This is a genomic window from Rhizobium oryziradicis (assembly GCF_001939045.1).
GTDB lineage: Bacteria > Pseudomonadota > Alphaproteobacteria > Rhizobiales > Rhizobiaceae > Allorhizobium > Allorhizobium oryziradicis.
The window spans coordinates 19299-45404 of record NZ_MKIM01000018.1 but is presented as its reverse complement, the minus strand read 5'-3'; the positions used below and the strand labels follow the sequence as shown (position 1 = coordinate 45404).

General features: G+C 54.0%; 19 protein-coding genes. 6 read left to right on the top strand and 13 right to left on the bottom strand.

Features of this window, described 5'->3' with window-relative positions:
* Window positions 1–28: 28 nt before the first annotated feature.
* Window positions 29–2677 (bottom strand): aminopeptidase N, encoded by a 2649-nt coding sequence (gene pepN, locus BJF95_RS00990; RefSeq protein ID WP_075637582.1) that lies wholly within the window; start codon window positions 2675–2677, stop codon window positions 29–31.
* Between the two features lie 373 nt (window positions 2678–3050).
* Between pepN and BJF95_RS00985 the strand changes: the two genes are divergently transcribed.
* Window positions 3051–3995: a DMT family transporter gene (locus BJF95_RS00985; protein WP_075637581.1), complete on the top strand. Its 945-nt coding sequence runs from the start codon at window positions 3051–3053 to the stop codon at window positions 3993–3995.
* A gap of 9 nt (window positions 3996–4004) precedes the next feature.
* Here the strand turns inward: BJF95_RS00985 and BJF95_RS00980 are convergent, their stop codons facing one another.
* The gene (locus BJF95_RS00980; protein ID WP_075637580.1) at window positions 4005–5246 is read right to left on the bottom strand and encodes an MFS transporter; all 1242 of its coding nucleotides are present in this window, start codon (window positions 5244–5246) and stop codon (window positions 4005–4007) included.
* 504 nt (window positions 5247–5750) lie between these two features.
* Between BJF95_RS00980 and BJF95_RS00970 the strand changes: the two genes are divergently transcribed.
* Window positions 5751–6593: a hypothetical protein gene (locus BJF95_RS00970; protein WP_175577173.1), complete on the top strand. Its 843-nt coding sequence runs from the start codon at window positions 5751–5753 to the stop codon at window positions 6591–6593.
* Between the two features lie 75 nt (window positions 6594–6668).
* Here the strand turns inward: BJF95_RS00970 and BJF95_RS23955 are convergent, their stop codons facing one another.
* The 8 genes from BJF95_RS23955 to BJF95_RS00935 form a co-directional block, all read right to left on the bottom strand.
* Window positions 6669–6827, bottom strand: a complete 159-nt coding sequence (locus tag BJF95_RS23955) for a hypothetical protein (RefSeq protein ID WP_175577172.1) — start codon at window positions 6825–6827, stop codon at window positions 6669–6671.
* A 127-nt stretch (window positions 6828–6954) separates the two neighbouring features.
* Window positions 6955–7833, bottom strand: coding sequence for a uracil-DNA glycosylase (locus BJF95_RS00965; RefSeq protein ID WP_075637577.1), 879 nt, complete (start codon window positions 7831–7833; stop codon window positions 6955–6957).
* Between the two features lie 59 nt (window positions 7834–7892).
* On the bottom strand, window positions 7893–9185 hold the full coding sequence (locus tag BJF95_RS00960) for an Hsp70 family protein (protein ID WP_075637576.1): 1293 nt from the start codon (window positions 9183–9185) through the stop codon (window positions 7893–7895).
* A 228-nt stretch (window positions 9186–9413) separates the two neighbouring features.
* Window positions 9414–9617: a hypothetical protein gene (locus BJF95_RS00955; RefSeq protein WP_075637575.1), complete on the bottom strand. Its 204-nt coding sequence runs from the start codon at window positions 9615–9617 to the stop codon at window positions 9414–9416.
* A 19-nt stretch (window positions 9618–9636) separates the two neighbouring features.
* A complete protein-coding gene (locus BJF95_RS00950) occupies window positions 9637–12768 on the bottom strand; it encodes an efflux RND transporter permease subunit (RefSeq protein WP_075637574.1) in 3132 nt (1043 codons plus the stop codon).
* Window positions 12765–14030 (bottom strand): efflux RND transporter periplasmic adaptor subunit, encoded by a 1266-nt coding sequence (locus BJF95_RS00945; protein ID WP_075637573.1) that lies wholly within the window; start codon window positions 14028–14030, stop codon window positions 12765–12767. The genes BJF95_RS00950 and BJF95_RS00945 overlap by 4 nt, the downstream gene beginning before the upstream one ends.
* 178 nt (window positions 14031–14208) lie before the next feature.
* The gene (locus tag BJF95_RS00940; protein ID WP_075637572.1) at window positions 14209–14994 is read right to left on the bottom strand and encodes an SDR family oxidoreductase; all 786 of its coding nucleotides are present in this window, start codon (window positions 14992–14994) and stop codon (window positions 14209–14211) included.
* Between the two features lie 224 nt (window positions 14995–15218).
* A complete protein-coding gene (locus BJF95_RS00935) occupies window positions 15219–17027 on the bottom strand; it encodes an SIR2 family protein (protein WP_075637571.1) in 1809 nt (602 codons plus the stop codon).
* Window positions 17028–17266: 239 nt separating this feature from the next.
* On the opposite strand from BJF95_RS00935, the gene BJF95_RS00930 reads away from it, so the two are divergent.
* From BJF95_RS00930 to BJF95_RS00920, 3 genes are all read left to right on the top strand, one after another.
* Complete coding sequence (locus BJF95_RS00930; protein ID WP_075637570.1) at window positions 17267–18928, top strand: electron transfer flavoprotein-ubiquinone oxidoreductase; 1662 nt, start codon at window positions 17267–17269, stop codon at window positions 18926–18928.
* Window positions 18929–19125: 197 nt separating this feature from the next.
* On the top strand, window positions 19126–20229 hold the full coding sequence (locus BJF95_RS00925; protein WP_075637569.1) for a branched-chain amino acid aminotransferase: 1104 nt from the start codon (window positions 19126–19128) through the stop codon (window positions 20227–20229).
* A 320-nt stretch (window positions 20230–20549) separates the two neighbouring features.
* A complete protein-coding gene (locus BJF95_RS00920) occupies window positions 20550–22190 on the top strand; it encodes a peptidoglycan D,D-transpeptidase FtsI family protein (protein ID WP_245297204.1) in 1641 nt (546 codons plus the stop codon).
* A 167-nt stretch (window positions 22191–22357) separates the two neighbouring features.
* Here the strand turns inward: BJF95_RS00920 and mgtE are convergent, their stop codons facing one another.
* Both mgtE and BJF95_RS23735 read right to left on the bottom strand, forming a co-directional pair.
* Window positions 22358–23734 carry a magnesium transporter gene (gene mgtE / locus BJF95_RS00915; RefSeq protein ID WP_075637567.1) on the bottom strand — a complete coding sequence of 459 codons (1377 nt, stop codon included), beginning with the start codon at window positions 23732–23734 and terminating at the stop codon, window positions 22358–22360.
* 56 nt (window positions 23735–23790) lie between these two features.
* On the bottom strand, window positions 23791–23991 hold the full coding sequence (locus BJF95_RS23735) for a hypothetical protein (RefSeq protein WP_139317351.1): 201 nt from the start codon (window positions 23989–23991) through the stop codon (window positions 23791–23793).
* Window positions 23992–24085: 94 nt separating this feature from the next.
* On the opposite strand from BJF95_RS23735, the gene BJF95_RS00910 reads away from it, so the two are divergent.
* Entirely contained in the window at window positions 24086–24703 is a 618-nt protein-coding gene (locus BJF95_RS00910) for a L,D-transpeptidase (RefSeq protein WP_075637566.1), read from the top strand.
* Between the two features lie 14 nt (window positions 24704–24717).
* Here BJF95_RS00910 and BJF95_RS00905 read toward each other — a convergent pair whose 3' ends face one another.
* Window positions 24718–25914, bottom strand: coding sequence for an MFS transporter (locus tag BJF95_RS00905; RefSeq protein WP_075637631.1), 1197 nt, complete (start codon window positions 25912–25914; stop codon window positions 24718–24720).
* Window positions 25915–26106 lie beyond the last annotated feature (192 nt).

Genomic DNA, 26106 nt, shown 5'->3' with positions numbered 1-26106 from the left:
CTGCCGCCTTTGATCAGATTTTGATGCTTTACGCCGTCAGGATGCGATCGATGATGTCTCTCACGTCATTGGACAGGTCGTTGGCATTGGCGATGGTTGTCAATGCTGCACGGGCTTTTCCTGCGCGCTGCGGCTCTAAAAGTTTCCATGTGCGCATTGAGGTCAGCAATCTCGCCGCCAACTGCGGGTTCCGCTTATCGATCGCGAGAATTTCCTCGGTGACAACGCTGTACGAGGCACCATCTGCCCGGTGAAAGCCAGTCGGATTGGCGAATGCGAAGCTGCCAATCAGTGCACGAACCCGATTGGGGTTGGCAGCATTGAATTTTGGACTTTGCATCAGCGTTTTAATGCGCACCAACCCGTCTTCGCCCGGAATCGTCGCCTGAATGGAGAACCATTTGTCCAGCACCAAGGCATTGTTAGCGAAACGGCTTTCGAAATCACTCAATGCGGCTTTGGTCTCTGTCGTGCCCGGGAAATGATGGGCAAGAATTGACAAGCTATGAGACAGATCGGTCATATTATTTGCCTTGGCATAAGCCTCGGCTGCTTTGAGTGGATCATTCTCGGCTTGCACGACATAGGCGAGGGCTGCGTTTTTCAATGCGCGTTGCCCGGCCGCTTTGGCATCAGGTGTGTAGGCGGCATCCGTTGCCATTTGCGCAAGAAGGCCTTTGAAAATATCCAGGCCCGCGACGGCGATGTCGTGGATGATGGCCTTGCGTGCTGCATAGATGGCGTCCGGGTCAATATCACCGCCGAGTTCGCGTGCTATGTCGGCTTCGCTTGGCAGGGCGAGGGCCTGAGCACGAAAGGCCGGCTCCAAGGTATCGTCGGCAACGATCGCAAGAAGGCTCCGTTTCAGCGCATCGTTGAAAAGGACGGGCTGTGCTGCGCGCACTTGCTTTACGCCTTCACACAACACGGGGAGGGCAAGATCTGTCAATGCCTGCCAACGACTGAACAAATCGCTTTCATAGCGCGCAATCAGAGCCAGATCATCACTGGACTGGGTGAAATTCAAAATAACGGGTGCAGAAAAGCTGCGGTTGAGCGAAAGAACGGGCCGCTCTGGAACGCCATGAAACACAAAACTCTGTGCAGCCTCCGTTAGATGCAAGAGATTTTCACTCACTTCGCCGCCGCTTGCCGAGGCCGGTGCGATCATAGCACCATCGTTTGCCAGAAGAGCAAAGGACAGCGGGATATGCATTGGCTTTTTATCAGGCTGACCCGGCGTTGCAGCAATGGTTTGTGCAAGCTTCACGGTAAACGTCTGCGCGTTTGTATCATAGTCGCACGACACAGTGACATGGGGCGTGCCGGCCTGATGATACCACAAAGAGAATTGCGACAGATTCCGGTTCGAAACATCGGCGAAGCACTGCACGAAATCTTCGACCGTTGCCGCATCACCGTCATGGCGTTCAAAATAGAGGTCCATGCCCTGTTTGAACAGATCCTTGCCCAGAATTGAGGCAATCATCCGGGTGACTTCCGAGCCTTTTTCGTAGACTGTGGTGGTGTAGAAGTTGTTGATTTCTTTGTATTGTGATGGTCGAACCGGATGCGCCAGCGGCCCGGAATCCTCAACAAACTGTTCGCTGCGCAAGTGGCGAACTTCGCCAATGCGCTTGACGGCACGGGAACGCTGGTCGGCCGAAAATTCGTGATCGCGGTAGACCGTCAGGCCTTCCTTGAGGCAAAGCTGGAACCAGTCGCGGCAGGTGATACGATTGCCTGTCCAATTGTGAAAATATTCGTGCGCAATGATGGCTTCGATATTGGCATAATCGGCATCGGTTGCAGTTTCGGGATCGGCAAGGACGTATTTATCGTTGAAGATATTCAGGCCCTTGTTTTCCATGGCCCCCATGTTGAAGTCGGATACGGCGACAATCATGAAAATGTCGAGGTCGTATTCGCGACCAAATGTCTCTTCATCCCATGTCATCGAGCGCTTCAGCGCATCCATGGCGTAAGTGGCTCGTGGTTCTTTGCCATGCTCGACATAGATTTTAAGAGCGACCTCACGGCCGGAGACGGTGGTGAATGTGTCTTCAACCAAGCCGAGATCGCCAGCCACCAAAGCAAACAAATAGCTTGGTTTGGGATGGGGATCGAACCACGCTGCGAAATGCTTGCCTTCGCCGTAGCCAGCGCCACCAAGAAAATTGCCATTGGAGAGAAGCAGCGGATTGGCGGCTTTGTCGGCGATAATGTTGACCGTGTAGACGGCAAGGACGTCAGGCCGATCGGGGAAATAGGTGATGCGGCGAAAACCTTCGGCTTCACATTGGGTGCAATAGATCCCGTTGGAGCGATAAAGTCCCATCAACTGGGTGTTGGCTTCCGGATTAATCAGGGTTGTGATGGTGATTTCGAAGGGCTCAGAAGCGGGAAGATCACGGATCGTCAAGGAATCAGGCGTTGCTGTGTAGCGCTCGCTGTCAATCTCGATCTGATCGAACAGCACGCTTGATAGAACAAGTTCGTCACCATCAAGCACCAGCGGCGCGTTTGGGTTCGCTTCTTCGCGTCGATGGAAGATCAGGCGGGCTTCGACTTTTGTTTCTGTGGGATCGAGCTCGAAGGTGAGGTCTACTCTCTCCAGAACGAAGTCTGTAGGGCGATAGTCTGCCAAGCTGGTCACCTGGCCTGTTTCTGTTCGCATAAATTTATCCCGATCGTCCTATTGCAAACCCAGTAGATGCAAGCATCGCAACCTGTTTTGCGAGCGCAACTGGGAAGAATATGGCAGCAATTTCTGAACGATTGCTAAAATCAAATTTTTTTGTGCGATTTTTTTTAGAAAAGACAACGCAATTGGAACTTATGGATGTTTATGCTTCCATTGCTCAATTCCTTTAATTTAAACGGGTGTTTTGGGATCTGGTGAGATTGTTTTTACCTCAAGGGTCGTGATTATTTCCAGAAAGGCTTATTGCTTGCATCTCTTGGCAGGATGATAGAGAGGATATGAGTTGCCCAAACGAGACGCGGTAGAGCGATTCTTGAGTTTGTTTGTTATTTTATGAGTTTCGCACATGGATAGTGAGACATCGGTAAACCCACTCAGGGGTATCATGTTCAAGATCGCGTCTGTCACGGTGTTTGTGGTTATGCAGACCGCGATCAAGCTTGCTGGCGACACCATCCCTGCCGGACAGATCACCTTCTATCGTTCTGCTTTTGCGCTCATCCCAATTTTCGCCTATCTGATTGTTATCCGCCAGCTTGAAACGGCCTTCAAGACAGCCAATGTTTTTGGCCATGTGAAGCGGGGTCTCATTGGAATTTGCGCCATGGCCTGTGGCTTCTATGGGTTGGTGCATCTGCCTATGCCCGATGCAATTGCCATTGGTTATGCCATGCCTTTGATAGCCGTTGTGTTCGCGGCCGTTTTTATGGGCGAAACCGTGCGCCTTTATCGCTGGTCGGCTGTCGCAGTGGGACTTTTTGGCGTTGTTATCATTTCATGGCCTAAATTGACCCTGCTCAGGGACGGGGGGATGGCATCTGTGGCAGGAACTGGAGCCCTTGCGGTGCTGGCCTCCGCGGCGTTGGGGGCTGCTGCCATGTTGCAGGTGCGCCAATTGGTGCAGACGGAAAAGACCGCAACAATCGTGCTCTATTTTTCCATTATTGCGACGCTGATATCCCTTGTGTCTCTTCCCTTCGGATGGAGCGGTCTTTCCACAAGCCAGCTTTTTCTTTTGGCCCTTGCGGGCGTGTGCGGTGGTGCCGCGCAGATTTTATTGACGGAAAGCTATCGCCACGCCGATATTTCCACCATCGCCCCCTTTGAGTACAGCTCAATTTTGTTTGGCTCCGCGATAGGCTATGTTTTGTTTGATGATTTACCGAGCATCCACACCTTGATTGGTACAATCATTGTGGCCGGAGCGGGCATATTCATCATTTTTCGCGAACACCAATTGGGTTTGGAGCGCAAAGCGGCGAGAAAAGCGTCGTCGCCTATTTCGGGCTAATGCTGCGGGCTATGGTGTCGGGGTGTCCGTTCGCGTACCGGCCGCCACATCGGTTCCTCGCAGGGGAAGCGGCAAAGCCTGAAACTCGGTTTTGCCCTGGTCGTCATCTGGCGCGATGCGCTGGGTCATACGCCAGGCAGCGTAGCCGGCATAAATGAGAAAGCTGAGGGCCAGGCTCCAGAGCAGGCCAGGCGGCCCAACCTCCTCCATGATGGCACCGGTCATCAACGGGCCTGTCACCGTTCCCAAGCCGTACAAGATCATGATACCGCTGGAAATCGTGACATATTCGTCAGGCTCGGCAAGGTCGTTGGCATGCGCAACATTGAGCGAATAGACTGGATAGAGCACGGTGCCAACCAAAAAGCTGCATATGTAAAGGGCAAGCGGTGAGACACCACTTAGCGTGATCATGGCGATACAGCAGATGGTGCCAAACAGACCAGCGCCCACCATCACTTTACGTCGATCCATTCGGTCAGAAAGGCGGCCAATGGGCAATTGCGCCAAGGCACCACCGGCGAGAACGCAGGCCAGAAGCGTCGCACCTTCGGCGGTGGAAAGGCCAATGCGCTGGCTGTAAACGCCACCAAGACTGCTCCATGTGCCGGATAAAGCGCCGGACAACAGCGAGCCGATGAAAGCCACCGGCGAGCGGCGGTAGAGTTTCTTGAGATCGAAACGCGCCTGTTGCAAAGGCGCAGGTGACTGGGCTGTCGAAAGCGCGGTTGGAAGCAAGGCCGCAGAGAAAATAAGGGCGCAGACAATGAACAATGTCTGACTATGGGTATCGCCCAGAGGAACGATAAATTGTCCGCCAATCGAGCCTGCGAGTGTCGTGATCATATAGACCGAGAAGAAAGCCCCTCTGTTTTCATTGTTGCTGCGCTCATTGAGCCAGCTTTCAATGATCAAATAGCAGCCGGCAACGGCAAAGCCCGCTATTGCACGAAACAAAATCCAGGCTCGCCAATCAAGCACCAGTGCACACAACAAGATTGACACGGTCAGAAGCGTGATCAAGGCGGAAAATACCCGAACATGCCCCACGCGTTGCACCAGCGTCGGCGTGATCACACAGGAACTGGTGAATCCAAACGTGTAGCCCGTTGCAATGATCGAGATGGTGAAAGTCGACCAGCCCTCGGCAATCCCGCGAATGGGCAGCATATAGTTCATCAAGCCGTAGCCTGCCATCATCAGCAGGGTTGATAGCATCAAGGTTGCTACAGATGCGAGATTGCCAAACATGTCTGTCGTCCAATACGGGAGGGCTCGATACGTGACAGGCACTATAGAAATACGCTTCCAGTGTCGACTGCGACATCTCCTCGCGCCTTCATTTGTCGTCAATGAGGCGTGCGCTTGAGGCGAATTTTCATTTGTGCTATAAGAATTTGCACAAAGAAATGTGTGAGGCGCGTATTTATAATGTGCCATTTTTTGCCCACTAAGGGCGTTCCAATTAATTTTTTTATATTTCGGCGGGTGAATGTGTTTGATGTGAAATATATTTGTCTGGTTTTTAAATGTATATTTCTATTTTGATCAAAAGTCCATTTCGGAATAATTTTATATAATTTGTAAATATCAATTGTTTTATGTATATTCATGTTTTATCTGTGCGACGAAATATTACGTTATTTTCAATGCACTTTTGTTGCATTTTAAGTAGGTACTGAATTCAGGTATTCCATGGCGCTCTCAGTCAATTCTTTAGCATCTTCTCCACGTTTTGTGGAAGCCATGGCCGCGATGGCTGGTCGATTTGCGATGCAGTTTCAGTCTAATCCTCGCTTGTCGCGCGCTCTTGTTTGTCACCAACGCTGGCTTCTAACGCAGGCTTCCTTTGCTCTCTACGCCGATTATGCGCTTGACGGGAGTGGAACAGGGCTAACGGCAACCAGCTTGAGTGATTGGGTGGCTGCGGCGGGTATCGCCAGCCGGAATACGGCCCATCATTTTGTCGAGAATCTGCGAGCCTATCACTTCATCCATGTTGATGCAGCCAGCCCACGCCGCCCTGTGCGCTATGATATTGGTGATCAGAGTCTTGCCGCGATGCACATGTGGTTTGGGGCAAATCTTGCCGTTCTCGATTATGTCGATGGCGGCAATCGTTCTGAGCGTCACCGTGTGAAGCCTGATTTGCTTTTTCGCGTGCAACCGGAGTTTGCGCGTCGCTGCATTGCCGATACCGTATGGCGCGAACCATCTGAGCGCATTGGCTTGCTGCAATGGACTGAGTGTGGTGCGTTGGTGATGGATCATTTTTTGGAACTGGCTGTTCGGGCTCCTTTGAAAGACGGATTTTATGACCTTGGCGTCTTGAGTGTACCAGCCATGGCGGAACGTTTTTTAATGTCGCGCACACATTTGCAGAGAACCCTCAAAAAGGCCGAGGAAAAGGGGTGTATGGCCCGGAGTGGCCCTCGACGGGGAAGCCGTACTTTGCTGTCCGCCCAGTTCTTTCAAGAATATTGCGCTTGGCTGGCGGTTAAATCCGCCGTTTTGGATGAGGTTTTTGAAAGCGTGGTTGCGCTGGAAAACACGGGCGTTTGCAGTCATGCTCAAGAGCGCATCAAGACGCCAGCATGATCGAGAGATCATAGATCAGACCTTGGTTTCGTTTGTCTGATCAGAAAAACCGGGTTCCACTTTTCGGCCGACCCTCTAGCGCGTGCGTGTTTCGTGCTGCTGCCAAGGCCGCGTTGCCAATTGCTCGAATGCGCCGTAGCCAAAACGAAAATAGCTATGCGGACGTGCAGCGCTGCGAATAGCTGAGCGCAAGGTCTCGAAATTGCTATGAATGGTACGCTTGTTGCGGGTCATGGTTTTGATTCCTGCTGCAATCCTCCCAAGACTGATTATACATATTGCATTGCAGCATTTTTATTTCAATGGACTTAAAATCCTGCCTGACCTGCATTTTTTGCATAGTCGGCTGTTATTCTCACTTTCAAACGTGCAGTGCCGCTTTGAACGTGAGCATATCACGCCAGGCAATCGCTTTTGTTGCGGGCGCCAACAGCAGTTCCTGCGGATGGAACGTGGCCAAAGCGGGGACGCTTTGGTCACCTGCTGCTATTTTGCGCCAATCGCCCCGCATGGAATGAATGGTTCCCTGACCACCAAAGAAGAAGCGCGCCGTGAAATTGCCCAGCAGCAAAACCGCGCGCGGTTGGGCCAGCGCGATTTGTCTCTCTATGAAAGGGCGGCAAATTTCTGCCTCGGTTTTTGTTGGCATGCGGTCTCCCGGAGCCCGCCAAGGCATCGCTGTGGTCAGAAACAGCGTTTCCCGCGACAGATCAATTGCACTCAGCATGCGATCGAGCAATCCACCCGCCCGCCCTGAAAATGCAAGGCCTTCCCGATCATCGTCGGCTGAAGGGTTGGGACCGATAATCATGATGCCGCTCTCGCCAGATCCCTCCGTGAAAATGGTGGAGCGCGCACTGGTTTTTAGATTGCAGCTGGCAAAATTCGCGAGCGCGTTCTTGAGTTCCGCAAGCGAGTTTGCACCAGCCGCTGCCAAGCGCGCATCGGCAATGGCTGTTTCGTCGGGAATTACCACCGGAGTGGAAGAGGCTGGCCGTGGGGCAGGCGGTGCTGTCCGCTCACGCGTGGTGGTCTGTGGTCCTGCCTGCAAGCTGCCGCCTGCTGTCTGGCTTGTTGTGGCTTGGCTTGCTGCTGGTATCGCCTTTGCCGCACGCTCGGACGCAAATTGTGCGATCCGGTCAACCGGCTGATCTTCCACAAGCCAGTCCACACCAGCATCGGCATGAAATGCCAGAAGGGCGGAGAGTTCGGCAGCGGACATGTCGCGGACGGAGATCATGTCCTTTTCTTATCGAAGCCGAACACGCAGCGCAAACTGGAATCCACTCCGTCCCCCGGTTACGCGGTCCACATTGCGATATCGTCGCGCTCGCCGATCAAGGCAAGACCGTGGGCGATGGACACCATTTCACCACCGGACTCGATGCGATCCGTGGCGAAGCGTTCCGTGAAGATGCGCCTGACAGCGGGCACAAAGGATGTGCCGCCGGTGAGAAACACCTTGTCGACCTGATCGGCAGAGGTATTGGTTTTTGTCAGGACATCGTCCAGCGCGTCTTCAATTTTCGCGAGATCCGCGGCAATCCAGCTTTCAAAATCACGGCGCTTGACGCTTGTCCGACCCGCAGCGCCGAGAGGCGAGAAAGAGAACTCAGCCTCGTCCTGTGACGACAGTGCCATCTTGGTGGCGGACACAGCCTGATAGAGCGGATAGCCCTCATCATGATCAACGAGATCGATAAACAGCTCCAGCTTTTCAGGCTCCAGGCTCTGACGTACCAACTGTTTCAGATCGGCGAACTCTTTTGATGATTTGAAAACGGAGAGCTGGTTCCAGCGCGAGAAGCTCGTGTAGTAATTGCTCGGAACATCCAGAATCTTGTCAAAGCTTTTGAATTTGCTGCCCTTGCCGATTTCGGGCGCAACAAGATGGTCAACGATGCGGGCATCGAACTGATCGCCGGCAATACCAACGCCCGAATGGCCAACCGGCACGGCAGACAGCTTGCCCGCATTTTTCTCAAACCGAATGATTGAATAGTCGGTGGTGCCGCCGCCAAAGTCGGCCACCAATACAGTGGCATCCTGCGTGAGGTGTTGGGCAAAATAGAAGGCCGCCGCCACCGGCTCGTAGACGTAATGGATCTCTGGGAAACCCAGCCTTGTCAGCGCCGTGTTATAGCGCTCAATCGCCAGATCCGGATTGGGCGAGGCACCGGCAAAATGGACCGGGCGACCTGTGACAATGCGCTGCGCTTGCGTGGGCCATCCGTCCCCTGCATACACCTCCAACCGTTTCAAGAAGACTTCCATCAGGTCTTCAAATTGAAAGCGGCGGGCATGCACCAAAGTGCCCTGAAACAGGGCTGAAGCGGCAAAGGTCTTGATGGACTGCAAAAACCGCGCATCGCCGGGATTGTCGATAAATTGGCGGATGGCGGCGTGGCCTGCTTCAACCTTCAAAGCTCCCGCACCCAGCTTGGCATCCTTCATGAAAGAAAGCGCTGTGCGCATGCTGTCTGCTGTGCCCGCAGCCGATGTGAAACTCACGGAATCGCTGGTGATCCCATCATTTGTAAGGGCAAGAACCGTGTTTGTCGTGCCGAAATCAAGCCCTAGCGCTTTGGCCATGGTTATTGCTCCTCATATATCTGGTCTTGAACGCCCGTTAAGCGTATCAATGACGCCGGCGTTTTGAATGTGAGTGGCGCGGTGGGACAATTGGTCCGGTTGCGGTGCAGGAGCGGCGTGATGACATGACGCAGCGCATGATGCAAGCATTTTGAAACCCGCTATGCATCGAGATGGGCAAGCGGGTTTACAAGCCGTTGTTTTGTTTATTCTTGTGAATAAGTGGACTCAGCGGATGAGCCGACCAGATCCCCATGTCAACGCAAGGCCGAACACGGCCAGTAAGCCGCCCCAGAGTATCCAGGGCGTCTGGTTGATCATGAAGCTGGAGGATGGGTAGGGGAAAAGACCAGCACCTTGCGCCATCCACAATAAGCCGATGGCGACGGCAATAACACCAACCACTGTCAATATACGGCGCAAGGCAATCATGGTCTTCTCTCCGGTTTGGTTATTCTGCGGCCATGGCGGGTTTTGACGGTCCGTCTTCGGTGTTGGCCGGATGGTGATCATCTTTGCGAGAGAACAGGCGTGTGAGGAATTTCCCCATACGATCCATTTCCACAAAGATCACAGGCGTGATGAACAACGTCAAAAGCTGCGACACCAGCAGACCGCCAACGACGGCAATACCCAGAGGTTGCCGCAATTCAGAGCTGGCGCCCTGGCCAAGGGCAATTGGCAAAGCGCCAAGAAGTGCACAGAATGTGGTCATCATGATCGGGCGGAACCGTCGAACACAAGCCTCGTGAATGGCCTTTGCCGGTGTTTCGCCATGCTCTCGAATGAGCTCCACCGCCACGTCGATCATCATGATCGCGTTTTTCTTGACGATACCGATCAGCATCAGCAAGCCGATCAGGGCAATGACCGACATGTCGAAATTCATCACCTTCAACGCCAGCAGCGCACCAAGGGCCGCGGCTGGAAGACCGGATAGAATGGTGAGCGGATGAATGAAGCTTTCATACAAGACACCCAGCACGACGTAGATGGTAATCACGGCCGCCAAAATCAGCAGGCCGGTATTGCCCTGCGATTGTTTGAAGATAGCTGCCGTGCCGCCATAGGAGGTGAAAACGTCATTGGGAACGCCAAGCTCCTGTTTGATCGCGTCAATTTTTGCGGTCGCATCACTGAGTGATACGCCATCAGGAAGATTGAACGAGACCGTTGTTGAAACCAGCTGGCCGGTTTGGTTGATGGTGACCGGTGCCGATTTGCGCTGAACCGTTGCGAAGTTTGACAATGGCACCAGCGTGCCTGTGGAGGACGACCTCACGCGGATGTCACGCAGGAACTGATCGTCCCATTGTCTGGCACGGTCGAATTCCACAATGACGTTATAGCTGTCGCCGGTCGATTGAATCTGGGCGGCCGTATAACCGCTAAACGCCATTTCCAGCGTTTTGCGCAATTGGTCGTTGGTAATGCCAAAGGCGGCGGCCTTGCTGTTATCAATGTTGATGGTGGCAGCAATGGCATTATTTTGCGCATCACTGGTCACATCCGTGAACTCTGGATCACGACGCATGGCCGTCTGAATTTTGGAGGACCACTCGTTGGTGGTTGCCGCATTCAATGCTTGAATCACCAACTGATATTGGCTGGCCGTGCTGCGCCCGCCGAAGCGCAGGTTTTGCTGAGGCGAGATGTAGCTCTTGATACCGGCAATCTTGGAAAGCTTCTGGCGCAGACTGTTGACCGTGTCGTTCAAGAGCGGCCGTTGGTCCTTATCCTTGAGCTGAACAAAAAGCGTTCCATTGTTGAGAGGGCTGCGGCTGCTGCCGCCGACAATGGACGTCACATGGTCAACAGCGGGATCAGCCTTGACCACAGCAGCCACTTGATCTTGCAAGGCACGCATGGCCCCATAGGAAATATCTTCGCGCGCCCGGGTCGAAATCGTCAGGCGCCCGGTGTCTTCCTGCGGAAAGAAGCTGGAAGGCAAGGTTTCAAACAAAAAGATCGAGCTGGCCACCGACGCCAAAAACACCATCAGCACGGAAAAGCGATGCTTCAGGCACCAAATGACTGCGGCATCGTAGCCAGACAATGTTTTGGCAAAGCCAATATCAAACCACCGCACCAAAAATGGCGGGTTGCTGGAATGGCCTGACAGGCGTGCCGCCAGCATGGGCGTTACAGTCAGCGATACCAGCACGGATGCCATAATGGCCAGTGTGACCACCATGCCAAACTCATTAAACAGGCGTCCCACAACGCCGCCCATCAGCAAAATGGGAATAAACACCGCCACCAGAGAAATCGACATGGAGACAATGGTGTAGCTGACTTCGGCAGCACCTTTCAGGGCCGCCTCGCGTGCGGGCATTCCCTGTTCCCGGTAGCGCAGAATATTTTCCAGCATAACAATAGCGTCATCCACCACCAGACCGACCGAAAGGGTAAGGCCGAGGAGCGAGATGTTGTCGATACTGTACCCAAGCACATACATGCCCCCAAACGTCGCAATCAGCGACAATGGAACGGCAAGACCGGGAATGAGTGTTGCGGTGAGATGGCCGGTGAACAGATAGATCACCAGAATCACCAGGCCGATGGTGAGAAACAGGGTGAACTGCACATCATGGATCGACTCGCGGATCGATTTTGATGTGTCGTTCATGACATTGATCTTCAGCGATGGCGGCAATTGTTGTTTCAACGCAGGCAGCTTTGCCAGAATTGAATCCACCACATCAACGGTATTGGCATCGGGTTGGCGCTGAACTGCCAGAATAATAGCCTGTTTTCCGTCAAACCAGCTGCCAGCATCAAGATTGGCGACGCTGTCGGTGACAGTTGCAACATCGGACAGGTGGATAGGGGCACCATTGCTGTTGGCAACAACCAGCGTTTTGAACTCGGCTGCATTGGTGCGCTGGGTATTGGCATCAATGGTGATTTGTTGTTGATCGCTGGCGAGCGCCCCGACGGGAACCTGATTGTTGGCGTTGGCAATGGCTGTTGTCAGCGTATCGACGCCAAGGCCCCGTGCCTGCAGCTTCGACGGGTCAACACCAATGCGCACTGCATAGGTTTGCGAGCCGTAAATGCTGACCTGAGCAACACCATTGAGTGTGGAGAGCAGCGGCGAAATGATGTTTTCCGCAATGGAATCCACTTGGCTTCGTGGCATTTCATCGCTGTTAACGGCCAAAAGCAGCACAGGCGCATCGGCAGGGTTGCTTTTGCGATAGCTTGGCGCTGTCGTCATATTGCTGGGCAGCTGACGCGTGGAGCGCGAAATTGCCGCCTGCACATCGGCAGCAGCCGCATCAATATCGCGGTTCAGGTCAAATTGAATGACGATGGAGCTATTGCCCAACGAGTTGCTGGCGCTGATTTCGCTGATGCCGGGGATGGTTTCAAACTGTTTTATCAGCGGCGTTGCAACCGATGTTGCCATGGTTTCCGGAGATGCACCAGAGAGCGAAGCCGTGACGTTGATGGTGGGAAAGTCAACCTTTGGAAGCGCTGCAACCGGCAAAAGCCGATAGCCCGCAAGCCCGGCGAGAACAATGCCAATAGCAAGAAGGATTGTCGCGACCGGGCGGTTGATGCAGAATGCAGGTATCATTGTGACGCTTCCTTCTGCATGTTTTCAGCTGTCTGTTGATGTTTGCCGCCAGCCTTGCCGGTGCTGGCCGTTTGATCACCAAACTGCTCCAGCACGGTTTGCCCATCCGCCAATTGCACCTGACCTTCAACGATCACATGCTGGCCTTCTTTCAGGCCGGATGCAATTGCCGTGCTGTCGCCATTGGTGCGGGCAACTTCCACCTTTGTGGCATGCACTTTGCTTTTGTCATCGACGGTGTAGACGAAATATCCATCGGCACCGGGGCGCACGGCCACTGTTGGTACAATGATGTTCTTTTCATTGCTGACAAAGCGCACAGTCACATTGGCGCTCTGGCCCGGCCAGAGTATACCCTTGTTGTTTTCAAACTCGGCCTTGACTGTAATCGTGCCCGAGGAGCTGTCGACACTATTGTCAAAGAACGATAATTTTCCGCGCACTGGCACACCACCCGTCGCAGCGGGGTCCACATCCACAGCAACCTGATTGCCGGATGAAAACGCCTGATGAAGCTGCGGCAGATAGCGTTGAGGCATAGGGAACTTGATATAGATCGGGTTGTAACGTGTGATGGTAACAATAGCCGTGCCTGCGCTGACATAGGCCCCATTGCTCAATTGGATGCTGCCGAGACGGCCATCGTAAGGGGCTCGGATTTTCATATGGTCCAGTGCCACAAGATCGGAAGCAAGTGTTGCCTTGTCGGCATCCACCTTGCCCACGGCAGAATCGCGCGCCGCCTTTGCCTGATCGTAGGTCTGTTGTGATTGCGCATTTTGCTTAACCAGGCTCTCGGCCCGCTGAAGTGCTGTTTCAGCTTCAACGAGACTTGCCTGATCGCTGACAATATTGGCGCGATCCTTATCGACGGTGGCGCGCGCGACACGGTCGTCCATACGGGCAATCAAATCGCCCGCCTTAACGTCCTGGCCATCCTGCGCCACGATATCTTCGATCAAGCCTGCTTGCAGGGCTGCAATGGTGGTTGTGTCTTCCGCTTCGGCCCAGCCTGTTGCCGTTGCGTCCATTGGTAAGTCGCCCAGTGTAGCGGCAACGGTTTTTACAGATGTTGGGCCGCCGTTGCGTTTGCCGCCGCCGCGGTTGGTGCCCTGGCTCGACTCTGGCTTTTGACCGGAAGCCGCCTTGGTCTGTTCCTGGTGGGAGTCCAGTTTTGCAAGGAAGGGAATATGATCGCGGTAAAGCCAGCCGCCAACGGCAAGGATTGCTATGATGCTGGAAGCAGTCCAGAATTTTTTCATTTTTGAAAGCCTGATGACGCGAGTGAGTGTTCAACGCTCTATCATCAATCAAATTGTGCAATACAAAAATAACAGGATGCCCGCTTTTCCATCAAGAAGCGGTGATTTTTCCTTACAATATTGTAATGTAACCGATTTGGTGATGAATTTTACAATTCATCACCCGTTTAAATCGACTTTAAAGGGATTTGGCAGCGCCGCCATCAACCCGCAGCATGGTGCCCGTTATGTAGCTGGCAGGGGTTGAACACAGGAATGCCCCGGCAGCCGCAAATTCATCCACAGTGCCAAGCCGCCCGGCCGGAATGGTTTTGACCGAGGCTGTCCGCACCTCTTCCAAGGACTTGCCCTGCCGTTTTGCATTGGCACCATCCAGCTCATCGATGCGGTCCGTATGGATCCGTCCGGGCAGCAACAGATTGGCGGTAATGCCGAACCCTGCGACCTCCGTTGACAGGGTTTTGTTCCACCCCACCAAGGCTCCACGCAACGTATTGGAAAGCGCCAGATTGCCAATCGGCTCAATAACGCCCGATGATGCAACCGTGAGGATGCGACCAAAGCCTTGGCTTTTCATCTGCGGCAGCAGCGCATTGGTGAGTGTGATGACCCGGACCACCATGGATTGGAAGAAGCTGTAGAGCTTCTCGGCATTCATGTCTTCTGCTGTGCCGGGTGTTGGACCGCCGGTGTTGTTGACCAAAATATCAATGCCACCGAGCTTGTCGGAGACCGCCGTGACCATGGTGTCGACAAAATGGGCGTCGGCAAGATCGGCCACAACATAATGCGCCGTGCCGCCAGCCGCTGTGATCTCTGCGCAATTGGCTTTGAGCTTTTCTTCCGTCCGACCACAGATCAACACATGGGCGCCCTCGGCTGCCAATGCCTTGGCAATCCCAAGGCCCAAGCCGCGTGATGCAGCGAGAACCAGAGCGCGTTTACCGGAAATGCCAAGATCCATGGGGACGTGTCCTTTGTCTATGGCGCAGTGTGATGGAAAAGAGAGCCATCCATGCGCGAGTTATGCAAAATTGCTCTATCTCGCTCACAGACGGCATCCGCAAAATGCGCAATTAGCTTAAAATTTGTGAGTCAAAAACAGAGGTTATAAACTGAGACCTCCGCTCATGATGAACGAAGGCCTCTACATTGATTATACTATCGTGCCAAATTGCAACAGAAAACTCAAGCCGCTAGCGCGCTGCTGCGATTGAGCGTCAACTGATTCGCATGTTCAAACTTCTCGATGGCCAGCTTGAAAAGCTCTTCATCTTGTTTGAGCTTGGCGAGGTTTGTCAGCGCATTGCCCCAGTTCTGGAATGTATCTGGATCTTCCGGGCTGAGATCATTGGCGCGTTCAAATTTCTCGATGGCCTGACGGAACAGTTCTTCATCCTGCATCAGTTTAGCGAGATTTGTCAGTGCGTTACCCCAGTTGTTAAAGGTGCCAGGATGGTTTTCCCGGCGCTGGTTAGCACGCTCGTATTTCTCGATAGACTGAATGAACAGGCTTTCGTCCTGCTGCAACGAAGCGAGATTGGCCAGCGAATTGCCCCAGTTGTTGAACGTGCCAGCCGAATCGGGCCGCAATTGATTGGCGCGCTGGTATTTCTCGCAGGCCTGCACGAATAGGTTCTCGTCCTGCTTCATCTTTGCCAGATCAGACAGGGTGTTGCCCCAATTGTTAAGAGTGCCCGGATCATCCTGCTTGATTTGGTTGGCACGCTGGAATTTGTCGATGGCTTGGGTAAACAGGCTGGCATCTTGCTGAATCCAAGCCTGTTTTGCCAAAACAATGCCCCAATTGTTCAAGGCTTCGGAAAAGTCCGGCTTAAGGCTGACAGCCTTGCTGTACTCGGCTGTCGCATTGATCAGCAGTTCGAGATCATCGGCCTTTTCGGAGCTTTTGCTCAGGCGATAGCCTTTGGAGAAATGTGCCCAAGCATGGATGTCGCTATCGTTCTTTGATTCAAAGAGTTTGCGGTCTCCATACTCCAGCGAACTTTCATTCTGGGTAATGATGTCTTCTGGACGGCCTTGCAAAACGGCATTTTGCACAAAGCTGAGCTGCAAAGCGCCTTGATTTTCGCGCAGGCGCTCAATTGTGCTGCCGAGAATATCCTTGGCGGCGTCGATCTTTTCCAGCGGAAACGCGGTAATATCGCTCAATTCGGAGATCAGGTGGCCAGCAGGATCGGCAATGACTTCAGGCGGGAAGCAATAAAGCTCCTGTGCCAGATCAATCATGAAGCGGTCAGCGTCAGCGCCACCGAGATAGTGGCAATAATTCTGCTTGAGAAGCGATGTCAGATGCGCATCTGGCTCTTCGCTGTGGCCGATCCAATAGATGTGCGTCTCGCCGGTGTAGTATTTTTCAAGCAGCGGGAAAATATGATCGGTCCGGCCGCTATAGCCCAACACAATCAGGTGGTTGTCGGAAAACAGATCCGAGATCAGAGGCTCCACTTTATGGGCGTGCGCCTCTGCTTCAGCCACCGTATTCTTCATCACCTGCGCTGCACCCTGGCCGTGAAGGTGAACAATGGAAGGGTCGGCAATGAAATCCGTGCGCTCGTTTGGCGCAACACCATAGTCATAGGTTGCCAGATATTGGCCCAGTAGGCCGCAGGCGCGGGCCAGAATATTGTCAAAATTGAAGGTCACGACCCGCTTGACCAGATTGGCCTTGATCATCCCTGCCAAGGCAATATGCGCCCAATTGATTTTTGAGGCCGCGAGATGCGCACTCAGCAGACGCTTTCTCTCGCTCGGCGGTAGCTTTTGCATGCAGAGATAATAATCCCATTTGGATTTGGCATCCATGCGATCAAAACGCTGCGGAAATTTCTGATGGATCTCTTGAATGATGCCATTTGCCGTTGGAATTCCAGCCGAAACAGACATCCCGGCACCCGTCAGGAAAATGAAACGCCCTTCAGCTTGCTGAATGGTATTCGCCAGTTCTGCTACATCTTCACTCGTGTATTTCGTCATTTTGGCCCCCAAGATCCGCTCGCCTCGATTTGCATGGAATGGACAAAGGTGTCAATTTTGGCAATTACGCGGGATTACGATCAAATAGTTTACGTGCACGTAAGAGTTAGCTATTCTCTTAGCTCATAGTAGCGTGCGAAAATTTCGCGAACCTGTCGTCGGTGTCGTGGCTCGACAAGCTAAGCACGATTTGACAAGTAAGAGTACAACACTGGGACCACGCCGAGCGGAGAGAAAAAATGAACGAACAAGAGCTGCCAGAGCGCGAGAGCATGGAATTTGATGTGGTGATTGTCGGGGCGGGGCCAGCGGGTCTTTCTGCCGCCATTCGGCTGAAACAGGTGAACCCTGAGCTGTCCGTCGTGGTGTTGGAGAAGGGGGCGGAAGTTGGCGCGCATATCCTCTCCGGTGCCGTGGTGGACCCGATTGGTGTTGACAGGCTCTTGCCCGATTGGCGCAGCGAGGCTGATCATCCCTTCAAGACCGAAGTGACTGCCGATCATTTCCTGTTTCTGGGGCCAGCGGGGTCTGTTCGTCTGCCCAACGTGCTGATGCCGCCGTTGATGAACAATCACGGCAATTACATTGTCTCGCTGGGCAATGTCTGTCGCTGGCTGGCGGGCCACGCGGAAGCTCTGGGCGTGGATATTTATCCAGGCTTTGCCGCTACCGAAGTGCTCTATAATGACGCCGGTGCGGTGATTGGTGTTGCCACCGGTGATATGGGTATTGAGAAAAATGGCGAACCCGGCCCCAACTATACCCGCGGCATGGAACTGCTGGGCAAATATGTGCTGATCGGCGAAGGCGTGCGCGGCTCACTGGCCAAGCAGCTTATTGCCAAGTTCGATCTCTCGCGTGACAGCGATGTGCAGAAGTTTGGTCTTGGCATCAAGGAGCTCTGGCAGGTCAAGCCAGAGCATCATAAGCCGGGTCTGGTGCAGCATTCCTTTGGCTGGCCGCTGGACATGAAAACGGGCGGTGGTTCCTTCCTCTATCATCTGGAGGATAATCAGGTGGCGGTCGGCTTTGTGACGCACCTGAATTACAAAAATCCGTATCTGTTCCCTTTTGAGGAGTTCCAGCGCTTTAAGACGCATCCGGCTATTCGCGACACATTTGAAGGGGCGAAGCGCATTTCTTATGGCGCGCGCGCAATTACCGAAGGTGGCTATCAGTCAGTGCCGAAACTGTCCTTCCCCGGCGGCGCGCTGCTGGGCTGCTCGGCGGGCATGGTCAACGTGCCCCGCATCAAGGGCAGCCACAACGCCGTCTTGTCGGGCATGCTGGCCGCTGAAAAGATTGCCGAGGCGATCAACGCTGGCCGTGCCAATGACGAGCCGATTGAAATTGAAAACAGCTGGCGCGATGGCGATATTGGCAAGGATCTGAAGCGGGTGCGCAATGTGAAGCCGTTGTGGTCGAAGTTTGGCACAGCCATTGGCGTCGGCTTGGGCGGGTTGGATATGTGGACCAACCAGTTGTTTGGCTTCTCATTCCTCGGCACGCTCAAGCATGGAAAAACCGATGCGCAAAGCCTGGAGCCAGCAGCCAAGCACAAGAAGATCGACTACCCCAAGCCCGATGGTGTGCTGACATTTGATCGTCTGTCGTCGGTGTTTTTGTCCAACACCAACCACGAAGAAGATCAGCCGGTGCATTTGAAGGTCAAGGATATGGCCTTGCAGAAATCGTCTGAGCTTGGCGTGTATGGTGGGCCATCCAGTCGTTATTGTCCTGCAGGCGTCTATGAGTGGGTGGAGAAGGATGGCGAGGAAAGCTTTGTCATCAACGCTCAGAACTGCGTTCATTGTAAAACCTGCGATATCAAAGACCCGAACCAGAACATCACCTGGGTGCCGCCACAAGGAGGCGAAGGACCAGTTTATCCAAATATGTAATGTTTGGATGAATTGGGCCGCACGGACCTCCGTTCAAAAAAGGAGGCGAAGGGCCGGTCTATCCAAATATAGAATGTTTCGATGAAAATACACGGTTTGGCCTTGAAATGGCTTGTGAAAGGTGATGTTCCTCTATAGATAAAATGAGATAGGTCAGCATTGCTGACCTATCGATTGATTTCAAGAGGTCACCCGTCATGTCTGCCGAAGTCGTGCCATCAGAATTTACCATTAAGCCCAACCCAAACCCCATGCCAGAAGATGAGCGCTTGCAAGCGTTTCAGAGCCTGGGCTTTGGTACACTGTTTTCCGACCACATGGCGGTCATTCACTGGAATGTGGTGAAGGGCTGGCATTCTGCCGAGGTGACCGCACGCGGCCCCTTTGCCATTGATCCCGCTGCTGCCGTATTGCATTACGCGCAGGAAATCTTTGAAGGCATGAAGGCCTATCGCACTGGCGAAGGCAAAGTTGTGTTGTTTCGTCCGGATGAAAACGCTCGTCGATTTAACGAATCGGCCAAGCGCATGGCCATGCCGGAAATTCCGCAAGAGCTGTTTCTGGGCGCGATTGATCATCTGGTTAAAGCCGATGCCAAGTGGATTCCAGAAGGCGAGGGCAGTCTGTATCTGCGTCCCTTCATGTTTGCCACGGAAGCTTTCCTGGGCGTTCGCCCGGCCCGCGATTATATCTTCTGCGTGATCGCGTCGCCTGTTGGTCCCTATTTCAAGGGCGGGGCCAAGGCGGTGAAAATTTGGGTGTCGGAAAACTACACCCGCGCAGCCCCCGGTGGCACCGGTGCTGCCAAATGCGGTGGCAATTACGCGGCCAGCCTCATTGCCCAGCAGGAAGCGGTCGAGCACGGTTGTGATCAGGTGGCGTTTCTGGATGCTGCCGAGCATAAGTGGGTGGAAGAACTGGGCGGCATGAACGTGTTTTTCGTCATGGACGATGGTTCGCTGGTCACCCCGCCGCTGGGCGGCACCATCCTGCCCGGCATTACCCGCAACTCCCTGCTGTCATTGCTGCGTGATCAGGGCATGACAGTCAACGAGCGGCCCTATTCCTTTGCGGAATGGCAGGCAGACGCCAAGAGCGGCAAGCTCAAGGAAGCCTTCGCCTGCGGCACCGCCGCTGTGGTGGCGGGTATTGGCGAGGTGAAATTCACCCAAGGGAATTTCCAGATTGGCACCGGCGAAACCGGCCCCGTGACGACCAAAATCCGTGAGCAGCTTGTCAGCATTCAGCGCGGCAAAAGCAATGATCCCCATGGTTGGGTCAGAACGATTGACGGAATTTGAATGAAGAAGGCCGGGAGAAATCCCGGCCTTTTTTATGAAACCGTTCAGCCTTCATTTTTGGCTTTGACGCGGCCCGCTCAGGCGAAATTTCAGTGCAATCCCATGTGGTGCCTTTTCACGTAAAGTTGATGCCATCCCAGGGATTGGCTTTACACGGGTGGCAAATAGTAACACTTCATTAAGTCGATCTCTATAATTTTAACGTTGCATTAAGTTTTCTCAAGAAGCGCTGGCCGATGTCGATTGTTCAACATTTTAGCTCAAAAGCGGGTCGCCTCCGGGAACTTAAGTTCAGTGTGAGATCAACCAAGCGTCAATTCATGGAGGAGCGCAAACGTCACCGGCAGGCCAAGTCTCGGATCGCGGTGATTTCGGTTGGTGTCTTGCTGTTTTACGCGGCCCTGTTTGCCAAGCTGGGATATATGGGGGCCGAGACATTGCCCGATATATCAAAAATTCTACCTCCTGTGCAGATTGCCTGGCGGCCGGATATTGTGGATCGCAATGGCCAGATCCTGGCCACCGATATCCGCACGGTTTCGATGTTCGCCGACCCCCATCGCATTGTGGATGTTGATGAAGCGGTGGAGAAAATCTGCGGGTTGTTTCCAGACCTGGATCGAAAATCACTCTACAAGAAGCTGTCTGACCGAAAATCCCACTTTGCCTGGCTGGAGCGCCAGTTAACGCCAGAACAGCAAAATCAGGTGATGAAACTGGGGCTTCCGGCCATCGGCTTTCGCCCGGAGGTGAAGCGCTTTTATCCGGGTGGCAGAACGGCTGCGCATGTTTTGGGTTATGTGGATATCGACAATCATGGCGTCTCCGGCATGGAGAAATATATCGATTCTCAAGGATTGTCCGATCTGGCTGCGACGGGCCTTGCAACACCAAACACCCTTGAGCCGTTTCGGCTATCCATTGATCTTCGCGTCCAGAATATCGTTCACGATGTCATTAGCAACGCCCTGACCACCTATAAGGCACAGGCTGCGGGGGCAGTGGTTCTCGATATTCATACGGGAGAGGTGCTGGCGATGGCATCTGTGCCGGACTTTGATCCGAATGATCCGCAAGGAACGGGCGGTCAAGGGTGGCTGAATCGCATGTCGAACGGCACGTTTGAGATGGGCTCGACCTTCAAGACCTTTTCCATGGCGATGGCCTTTGACACCAATTCTGTAAAACTGACGGATACGTTTGATGCAACGAGTCCGCTGCATATTGGCCGTTTCACCATCCATGATGACCGCGATGTGCCGCGGCGTTTCCTGACCGTTCCAGAGGTGTTTCGCTATTCTTCCAATATTGGCACGGCAAAGATCATTGAGGTTGTGGGGATTGATGCGCAGAAGGAGTATCTGACGCGCCTCGGGCTGCTCACGCGCCTCAAGACTGAGTTGCCGGAGGTGAAAACGCCGAGTCTGCCGCGTGTATGGAGCAAGTTAACCTCGATCACCGTTTCATTCGGCCATGGTGTGGCAACCACACCCCTGCAAGTTGCTGTGGCTGGGGCGGCCCTGATGGATGGCGGCGAATTGATTGAGCCAACATTTCTGCCACGCACCGCCGCAGAAGCAGAAAAGACCGAGACAAGCATTGTCAGGAAAACCACCAGCGACACCATACGCTATCTGTTCAAATTGAATGGAGAGCAAGGCACCGGCAGAACGGCGGATGTCATGGGCTTTCACGTGGGTGGCAAGACAGGTACCGCGAATAAGGTTATCAACGGCGTCTATTCGCACAAGCTCAGCTTCAACTCCTTCTTGGGTGCTTTTCCCATAAACAATCCGAAATACGTGGTGCTGGCCATTATTGACCAGCCGCTGACGGGCCTGCACAATTTGAACCTCGCAACCGAGACGGCAGCGCCCATGGTCCACGACATTATCGCCCGTGCGGCACCTCTTTTAGGTGTTGAGGAGGATGTGGGAAAGAATACGCTGGTGGGATACTGATCTTGCCGATCAAAGCTGACCGCCCGGCTTTAGAGACTGTCAGGTTCAGATTGAACCAGACAGTCTCTAAACTTCTTTGTTTTCGTTTGTCTTTTCGGGAAAACCCGGTTCCACTTTTCTCTGCCAAACTCTAGATCGGGCGGTTTTTCAAGGTGGATAGGCGGTGCTTACAGCAAGGTTCCGCTCAAAATCACCAGCGCCACGGTGAAGTAAATCACCAATCCACTCACGTCTACCAAGGTTGCCACAGCCGGGGCTGAGGCGCTGGCAGGGTCGAGGCGCAGGCGTTGCAGCAAAAACGGCAACATGGAGCCTGCCATGGAGCCGAAGGTAACAATGCCGATCAGGGCAGCAAACACGGTGAAGCCGACGAGCAACCAGTGGTCACCATAGTTATAGAGCCCCATGTGCTGCCATACGGCAATGCGCACAAAGCCGACCAAGCCGAGAATAGCGCCAAGCGTGACACCTGTTGGCAATTCGCGCAGCGCCACCCGCCACCAGTCAGAGAGTTTCAACTCACCAACCGCCAAGGCCCTGATGATCAGGGATGTGGCCTGCGAGCCGGAATTGCCGCCGGAGCTCATGATCAGCGGAATAAACAGTGTCAGCACCACTGCCTTTTCCAGCTCACCTTCAAAATACTGCATGGCGCTGGCCGTGAGCATTTCGCCCAGAAACAGAGCGGCCAGCCAGCCAGCGCGTTTCTTGATCATGCCGGCAAAGCTGATCTGCATGTAAGGCTTGCCCAGCGCTTCCATGCCGCCAAATTTCTGGGCGTCTTCGGTTGTGTCGGCAATCATGGTGTCGATCACGTCATCAACCGTGACAATGCCCAGCATCATAAAATTTTCATCGACAATGGGCAGAGCCAGAAGGTTGTTGCGGCGGATCATTCGGGCAACTTCTTCCTGCGGCGTGAGGCCGGTTGCCGTGACCACGCCATCGCGCTGGGCAACCGACAGAATCGAAGCTTCTGATGGTACGGTGATCAGACGGCGCAGCGACACCACGCCAATCAACCGCTTGCTGATCTGGTCCAGCACATAGATGGCGTAAACAGTCTCACTGGCATTTTCCACCTTGCGCACATGCGCCAGCGTTTCGCCAACCGTGAAATTATCCGTGACGCTGACAAATTCGGTGGTCATGATCGAGCCAGCCGTGCGCTGCGGATAGGCCATCAAATGCTCAACGGCATGCGCTGTTGCGGGGTCGAGGCGGGCAAAAATTGCCACGCGGCAGCGCTCATTCATGTCTTGAAAAATATCGGCCACGCGGTCGTGGGCGGTGGCTTTCAAGAGACGTACGGCGTGCTCGGATGGCAAAGCGGCAATAATATCTGCCGCGTCATTGAGCTCAGGCCGAGCAATGATGCGCAGGGCCTTTGGCTGCGGCAGACTATCAAGCAGGCGTGCGGCCTCTTCCACATCCAGCCGGTTCATTTGCTCGATGCGCTCAGATACGCTGACAACGTTGAGGCTGTCATTGAGAAGGTGGCGAGCTTTATTGCCCGCATTCATGGGAAAGCGTTGGATATTCATATGCTCGCCTTTCCGTCGATCCGCCGTAGCGCAACCGACCTGGCAAGCTGACGACGTCAGAGCAAGGCGGCCGCGTACGGCAAACACAATCGACTGGTACTGTCGCTTGGCATCTTGACGATGACTCCGTTGATATCCGCGCCACGAGACGTCGTGCGCGTTTCTGATAGCTGCTCCTGTTTTTCGAAAATGTCAAGGCGCGCCGATGGTGATGTTGCAATGCAGCAGCCCGCCGAAAAACACAAAAGCGTGAACATTCGGATATCCGAAAAAAGAAACAGCGTTTAACGGTCTGTTAACCATAAACTCAATATTTTCTTGCCACGAAAACGACTCGAAAAAGGCAAGATCATGACATTATCTCGGCGCGGTTTGATCTTCGGCATGCCCTTGTTTCTTGCCGGCTGCAAGACCAATCAGGAGGCCCAGCAAGCGCTCTACGGCGATAAGCTGGATGAGCGGCATCCATTGCCGCGCGTGGCGCTGGATAAGATTGCGCCAGAACTGCGTCGTCAGGAAGTGGCCTATGAGACCCATGAAGCGCCAGGCACTGTGGTGGTCGATACGCCCGCCCGCAGGCTCTATTACGTGTTGGGCAATGGTCGCGCCATCCGCTACGGCGTTGGTGTGGGTCGCAATGGCTATGCGCTGGCAGGGAATGCCTATGTGGGCCGCAAAGCAGAATGGCCAACCTGGACGCCTACGCCCAATATGCTGCGCAGAGACCCCGAAAAGAACATGAAATATGCTGGCGGTTTGCCGGGTGGACCCAACAATCCGCTGGGTGCGCGCGCCATGTATCTTTATCGGGCTGGCAATGACACCATGTTTCGCCTGCACGGCACCAACCAGCCGTGGTCGATTGGGCAAGCCATGTCATCGGGCTGCGTCCGCATGATGAACCATGATGTCATTGATCTCTATGATCGCGTTAAAGTGGGTGATCGCGTGGTCGTGTTGCAGGCCTGAGCAGATGTTGTGTTCTAAGGGCGATGCGTGGCTGTGGTGCGCTTTTCCAGGGCCACTGAAATCAGGAATATGATCAGCCCGGCCAAAGACAGGGCTGACCCCACATAGCCGGTTGCGCCATAGCCGTAGCCCATGCTGATCACCATGCCGCCCAGCCACGCGCCAAGCGCGTTGGCAATGTTGAACGCCGAGTGGTTGGAGGCGGCAGCCAGCGTTTGTGCATCTGCTGCCACATCCATCAATCGGGTCTGAACGGCAGGGCAGGCGGCAAAACCGCAGCCGGTAAGGAAGACGCAAATACACAGCATCACAGGATTTGCCGCCGTGAGTGAAAACACCGCCATCAACACGACGTTAAAGGCCAGCATGCCGCCAATCGTGCCATTGAGTGAGTAATCGGCCAAGCGTGAACCAAGCACATTGCCAACATTCATGCCGACGCCAAACAGCGCGAGAATCACGGCAACCATTGATGCAGGCAGACCCGCGGTATCCGTGGTGGTTTTGGCGATATAGCTGAAAATGGCAAACATGCCGCCAAAGCCAACAGCGGCCACGGCCAAGGCCAGCCACACTTGCAGACGGGCAAAGGCACCCAATTCGCGCTTGATGCTGGCCCCTTCGCTCACCTTATCCTTATGCAGGTAAAGAGCAATCAGCGCCACCGTCAGCGCCGCCACGCCTCCCACCATCAAAAATGCGGCCCGCCAGCTCATCATTTGCCCAAGGAACGTGGCGATCGGGGTGCCAAGCAGTGTTGCAATGGTAAGACCGAGCATAACCCGGCCAACGGCCCGCGCCCGCTTATGGGGCGGCACCATCGAAGCGGCCACAAGGGCGGCGACACCGAAGTAAGCACCGTGCGGCAGGCCGGTGATGAAACGAAGTGCTGTGAAACTGGCAAAACCCGGTGCAAAAGCGCTGGCAATATTGCCAACAGAAAAAAGCCCCATCAGCAAAAGCAGCAAGGTTTTGCGCGGCAATTTCGCTGAAAGCACCGCGATAATCGGGGCACCCACCACCACACCCAAAGCATAGGCGCTGATGACACGCCCGGCATCTGGCACGCTGACACCAAACCCCTGCGCCACATTGGGCAACAAGCCCATGATGGCAAACTCCCCGGTGCCGATACCAAAACCGCCCACCGCCAGCGCAATCTCGATCAGCAGGACCGTTTTTGCTGGAAGGCTGGAATGAGTCCTTGCCATGCTGTCATGGCCCCCAGCGTTTGCAAAACGGGTGGTGTCGTTCATGGTTTTACCTTTAGCCGGGCGCAATAGCGCTTATGGGGATGTTTTCAGATGGATAACTTTGCAGCGAGTCGCTGCAATACTGCCGCTTTCGCGTGAAAAAACGATTATATCATGATTGTGCGCTGCGGTAGGGGAATTTTGTAGACC

Excerpts from the sequence above, each read along its gene's own strand:
- BJF95_RS00935 (WP_075637571.1), bottom strand. The coding sequence starts at position 17,027 with ATGACGAAATACACGAGTGAAGATGTAGCAGAACTGGCGAATACCATT.
- mgtE (WP_075637567.1), bottom strand. The coding sequence starts at position 23,734 with ATGAATATCCAACGCTTTCCCATGAATGCGGGCAATAAAGCTCGCCAC.
- BJF95_RS00965 (WP_075637577.1), bottom strand. The coding sequence starts at position 7,833 with ATGATCTCCGTCCGCGACATGTCCGCTGCCGAACTCTCCGCCCTTCTG.
- BJF95_RS00970 (WP_175577173.1), top strand. The coding sequence starts at position 5,751 with ATGGCTGGTCGATTTGCGATGCAGTTTCAGTCTAATCCTCGCTTGTCG.
- BJF95_RS00980 (WP_075637580.1), bottom strand. The coding sequence starts at position 5,246 with ATGTTTGGCAATCTCGCATCTGTAGCAACCTTGATGCTATCAACCCTG.
- BJF95_RS00945 (WP_075637573.1), bottom strand. The coding sequence starts at position 14,030 with ATGAAAAAATTCTGGACTGCTTCCAGCATCATAGCAATCCTTGCCGTT.
- BJF95_RS00920 (WP_245297204.1), top strand. The coding sequence starts at position 20,550 with ATGGAGGAGCGCAAACGTCACCGGCAGGCCAAGTCTCGGATCGCGGTG.
- BJF95_RS00985 (WP_075637581.1), top strand. The coding sequence starts at position 3,051 with ATGGATAGTGAGACATCGGTAAACCCACTCAGGGGTATCATGTTCAAG.
- BJF95_RS00950 (WP_075637574.1), bottom strand. The coding sequence starts at position 12,768 with ATGATACCTGCATTCTGCATCAACCGCCCGGTCGCGACAATCCTTCTT.
- BJF95_RS00910 (WP_075637566.1), top strand. The coding sequence starts at position 24,086 with ATGACATTATCTCGGCGCGGTTTGATCTTCGGCATGCCCTTGTTTCTT.
- BJF95_RS23955 (WP_175577172.1), bottom strand. The coding sequence starts at position 6,827 with ATGACCCGCAACAAGCGTACCATTCATAGCAATTTCGAGACCTTGCGC.
- BJF95_RS00930 (WP_075637570.1), top strand. The coding sequence starts at position 17,267 with ATGAACGAACAAGAGCTGCCAGAGCGCGAGAGCATGGAATTTGATGTG.
- BJF95_RS00955 (WP_075637575.1), bottom strand. The coding sequence starts at position 9,617 with ATGATTGCCTTGCGCCGTATATTGACAGTGGTTGGTGTTATTGCCGTC.
- pepN (WP_075637582.1), bottom strand. The coding sequence starts at position 2,677 with ATGCGAACAGAAACAGGCCAGGTGACCAGCTTGGCAGACTATCGCCCT.
- BJF95_RS23735 (WP_139317351.1), bottom strand. The coding sequence starts at position 23,991 with ATGTTCACGCTTTTGTGTTTTTCGGCGGGCTGCTGCATTGCAACATCA.
- BJF95_RS00925 (WP_075637569.1), top strand. The coding sequence starts at position 19,126 with ATGTCTGCCGAAGTCGTGCCATCAGAATTTACCATTAAGCCCAACCCA.
- BJF95_RS00960 (WP_075637576.1), bottom strand. The coding sequence starts at position 9,185 with ATGGCCAAAGCGCTAGGGCTTGATTTCGGCACGACAAACACGGTTCTT.
- BJF95_RS00905 (WP_075637631.1), bottom strand. The coding sequence starts at position 25,914 with ATGGCAAGGACTCATTCCAGCCTTCCAGCAAAAACGGTCCTGCTGATC.
- BJF95_RS00940 (WP_075637572.1), bottom strand. The coding sequence starts at position 14,994 with ATGGATCTTGGCATTTCCGGTAAACGCGCTCTGGTTCTCGCTGCATCA.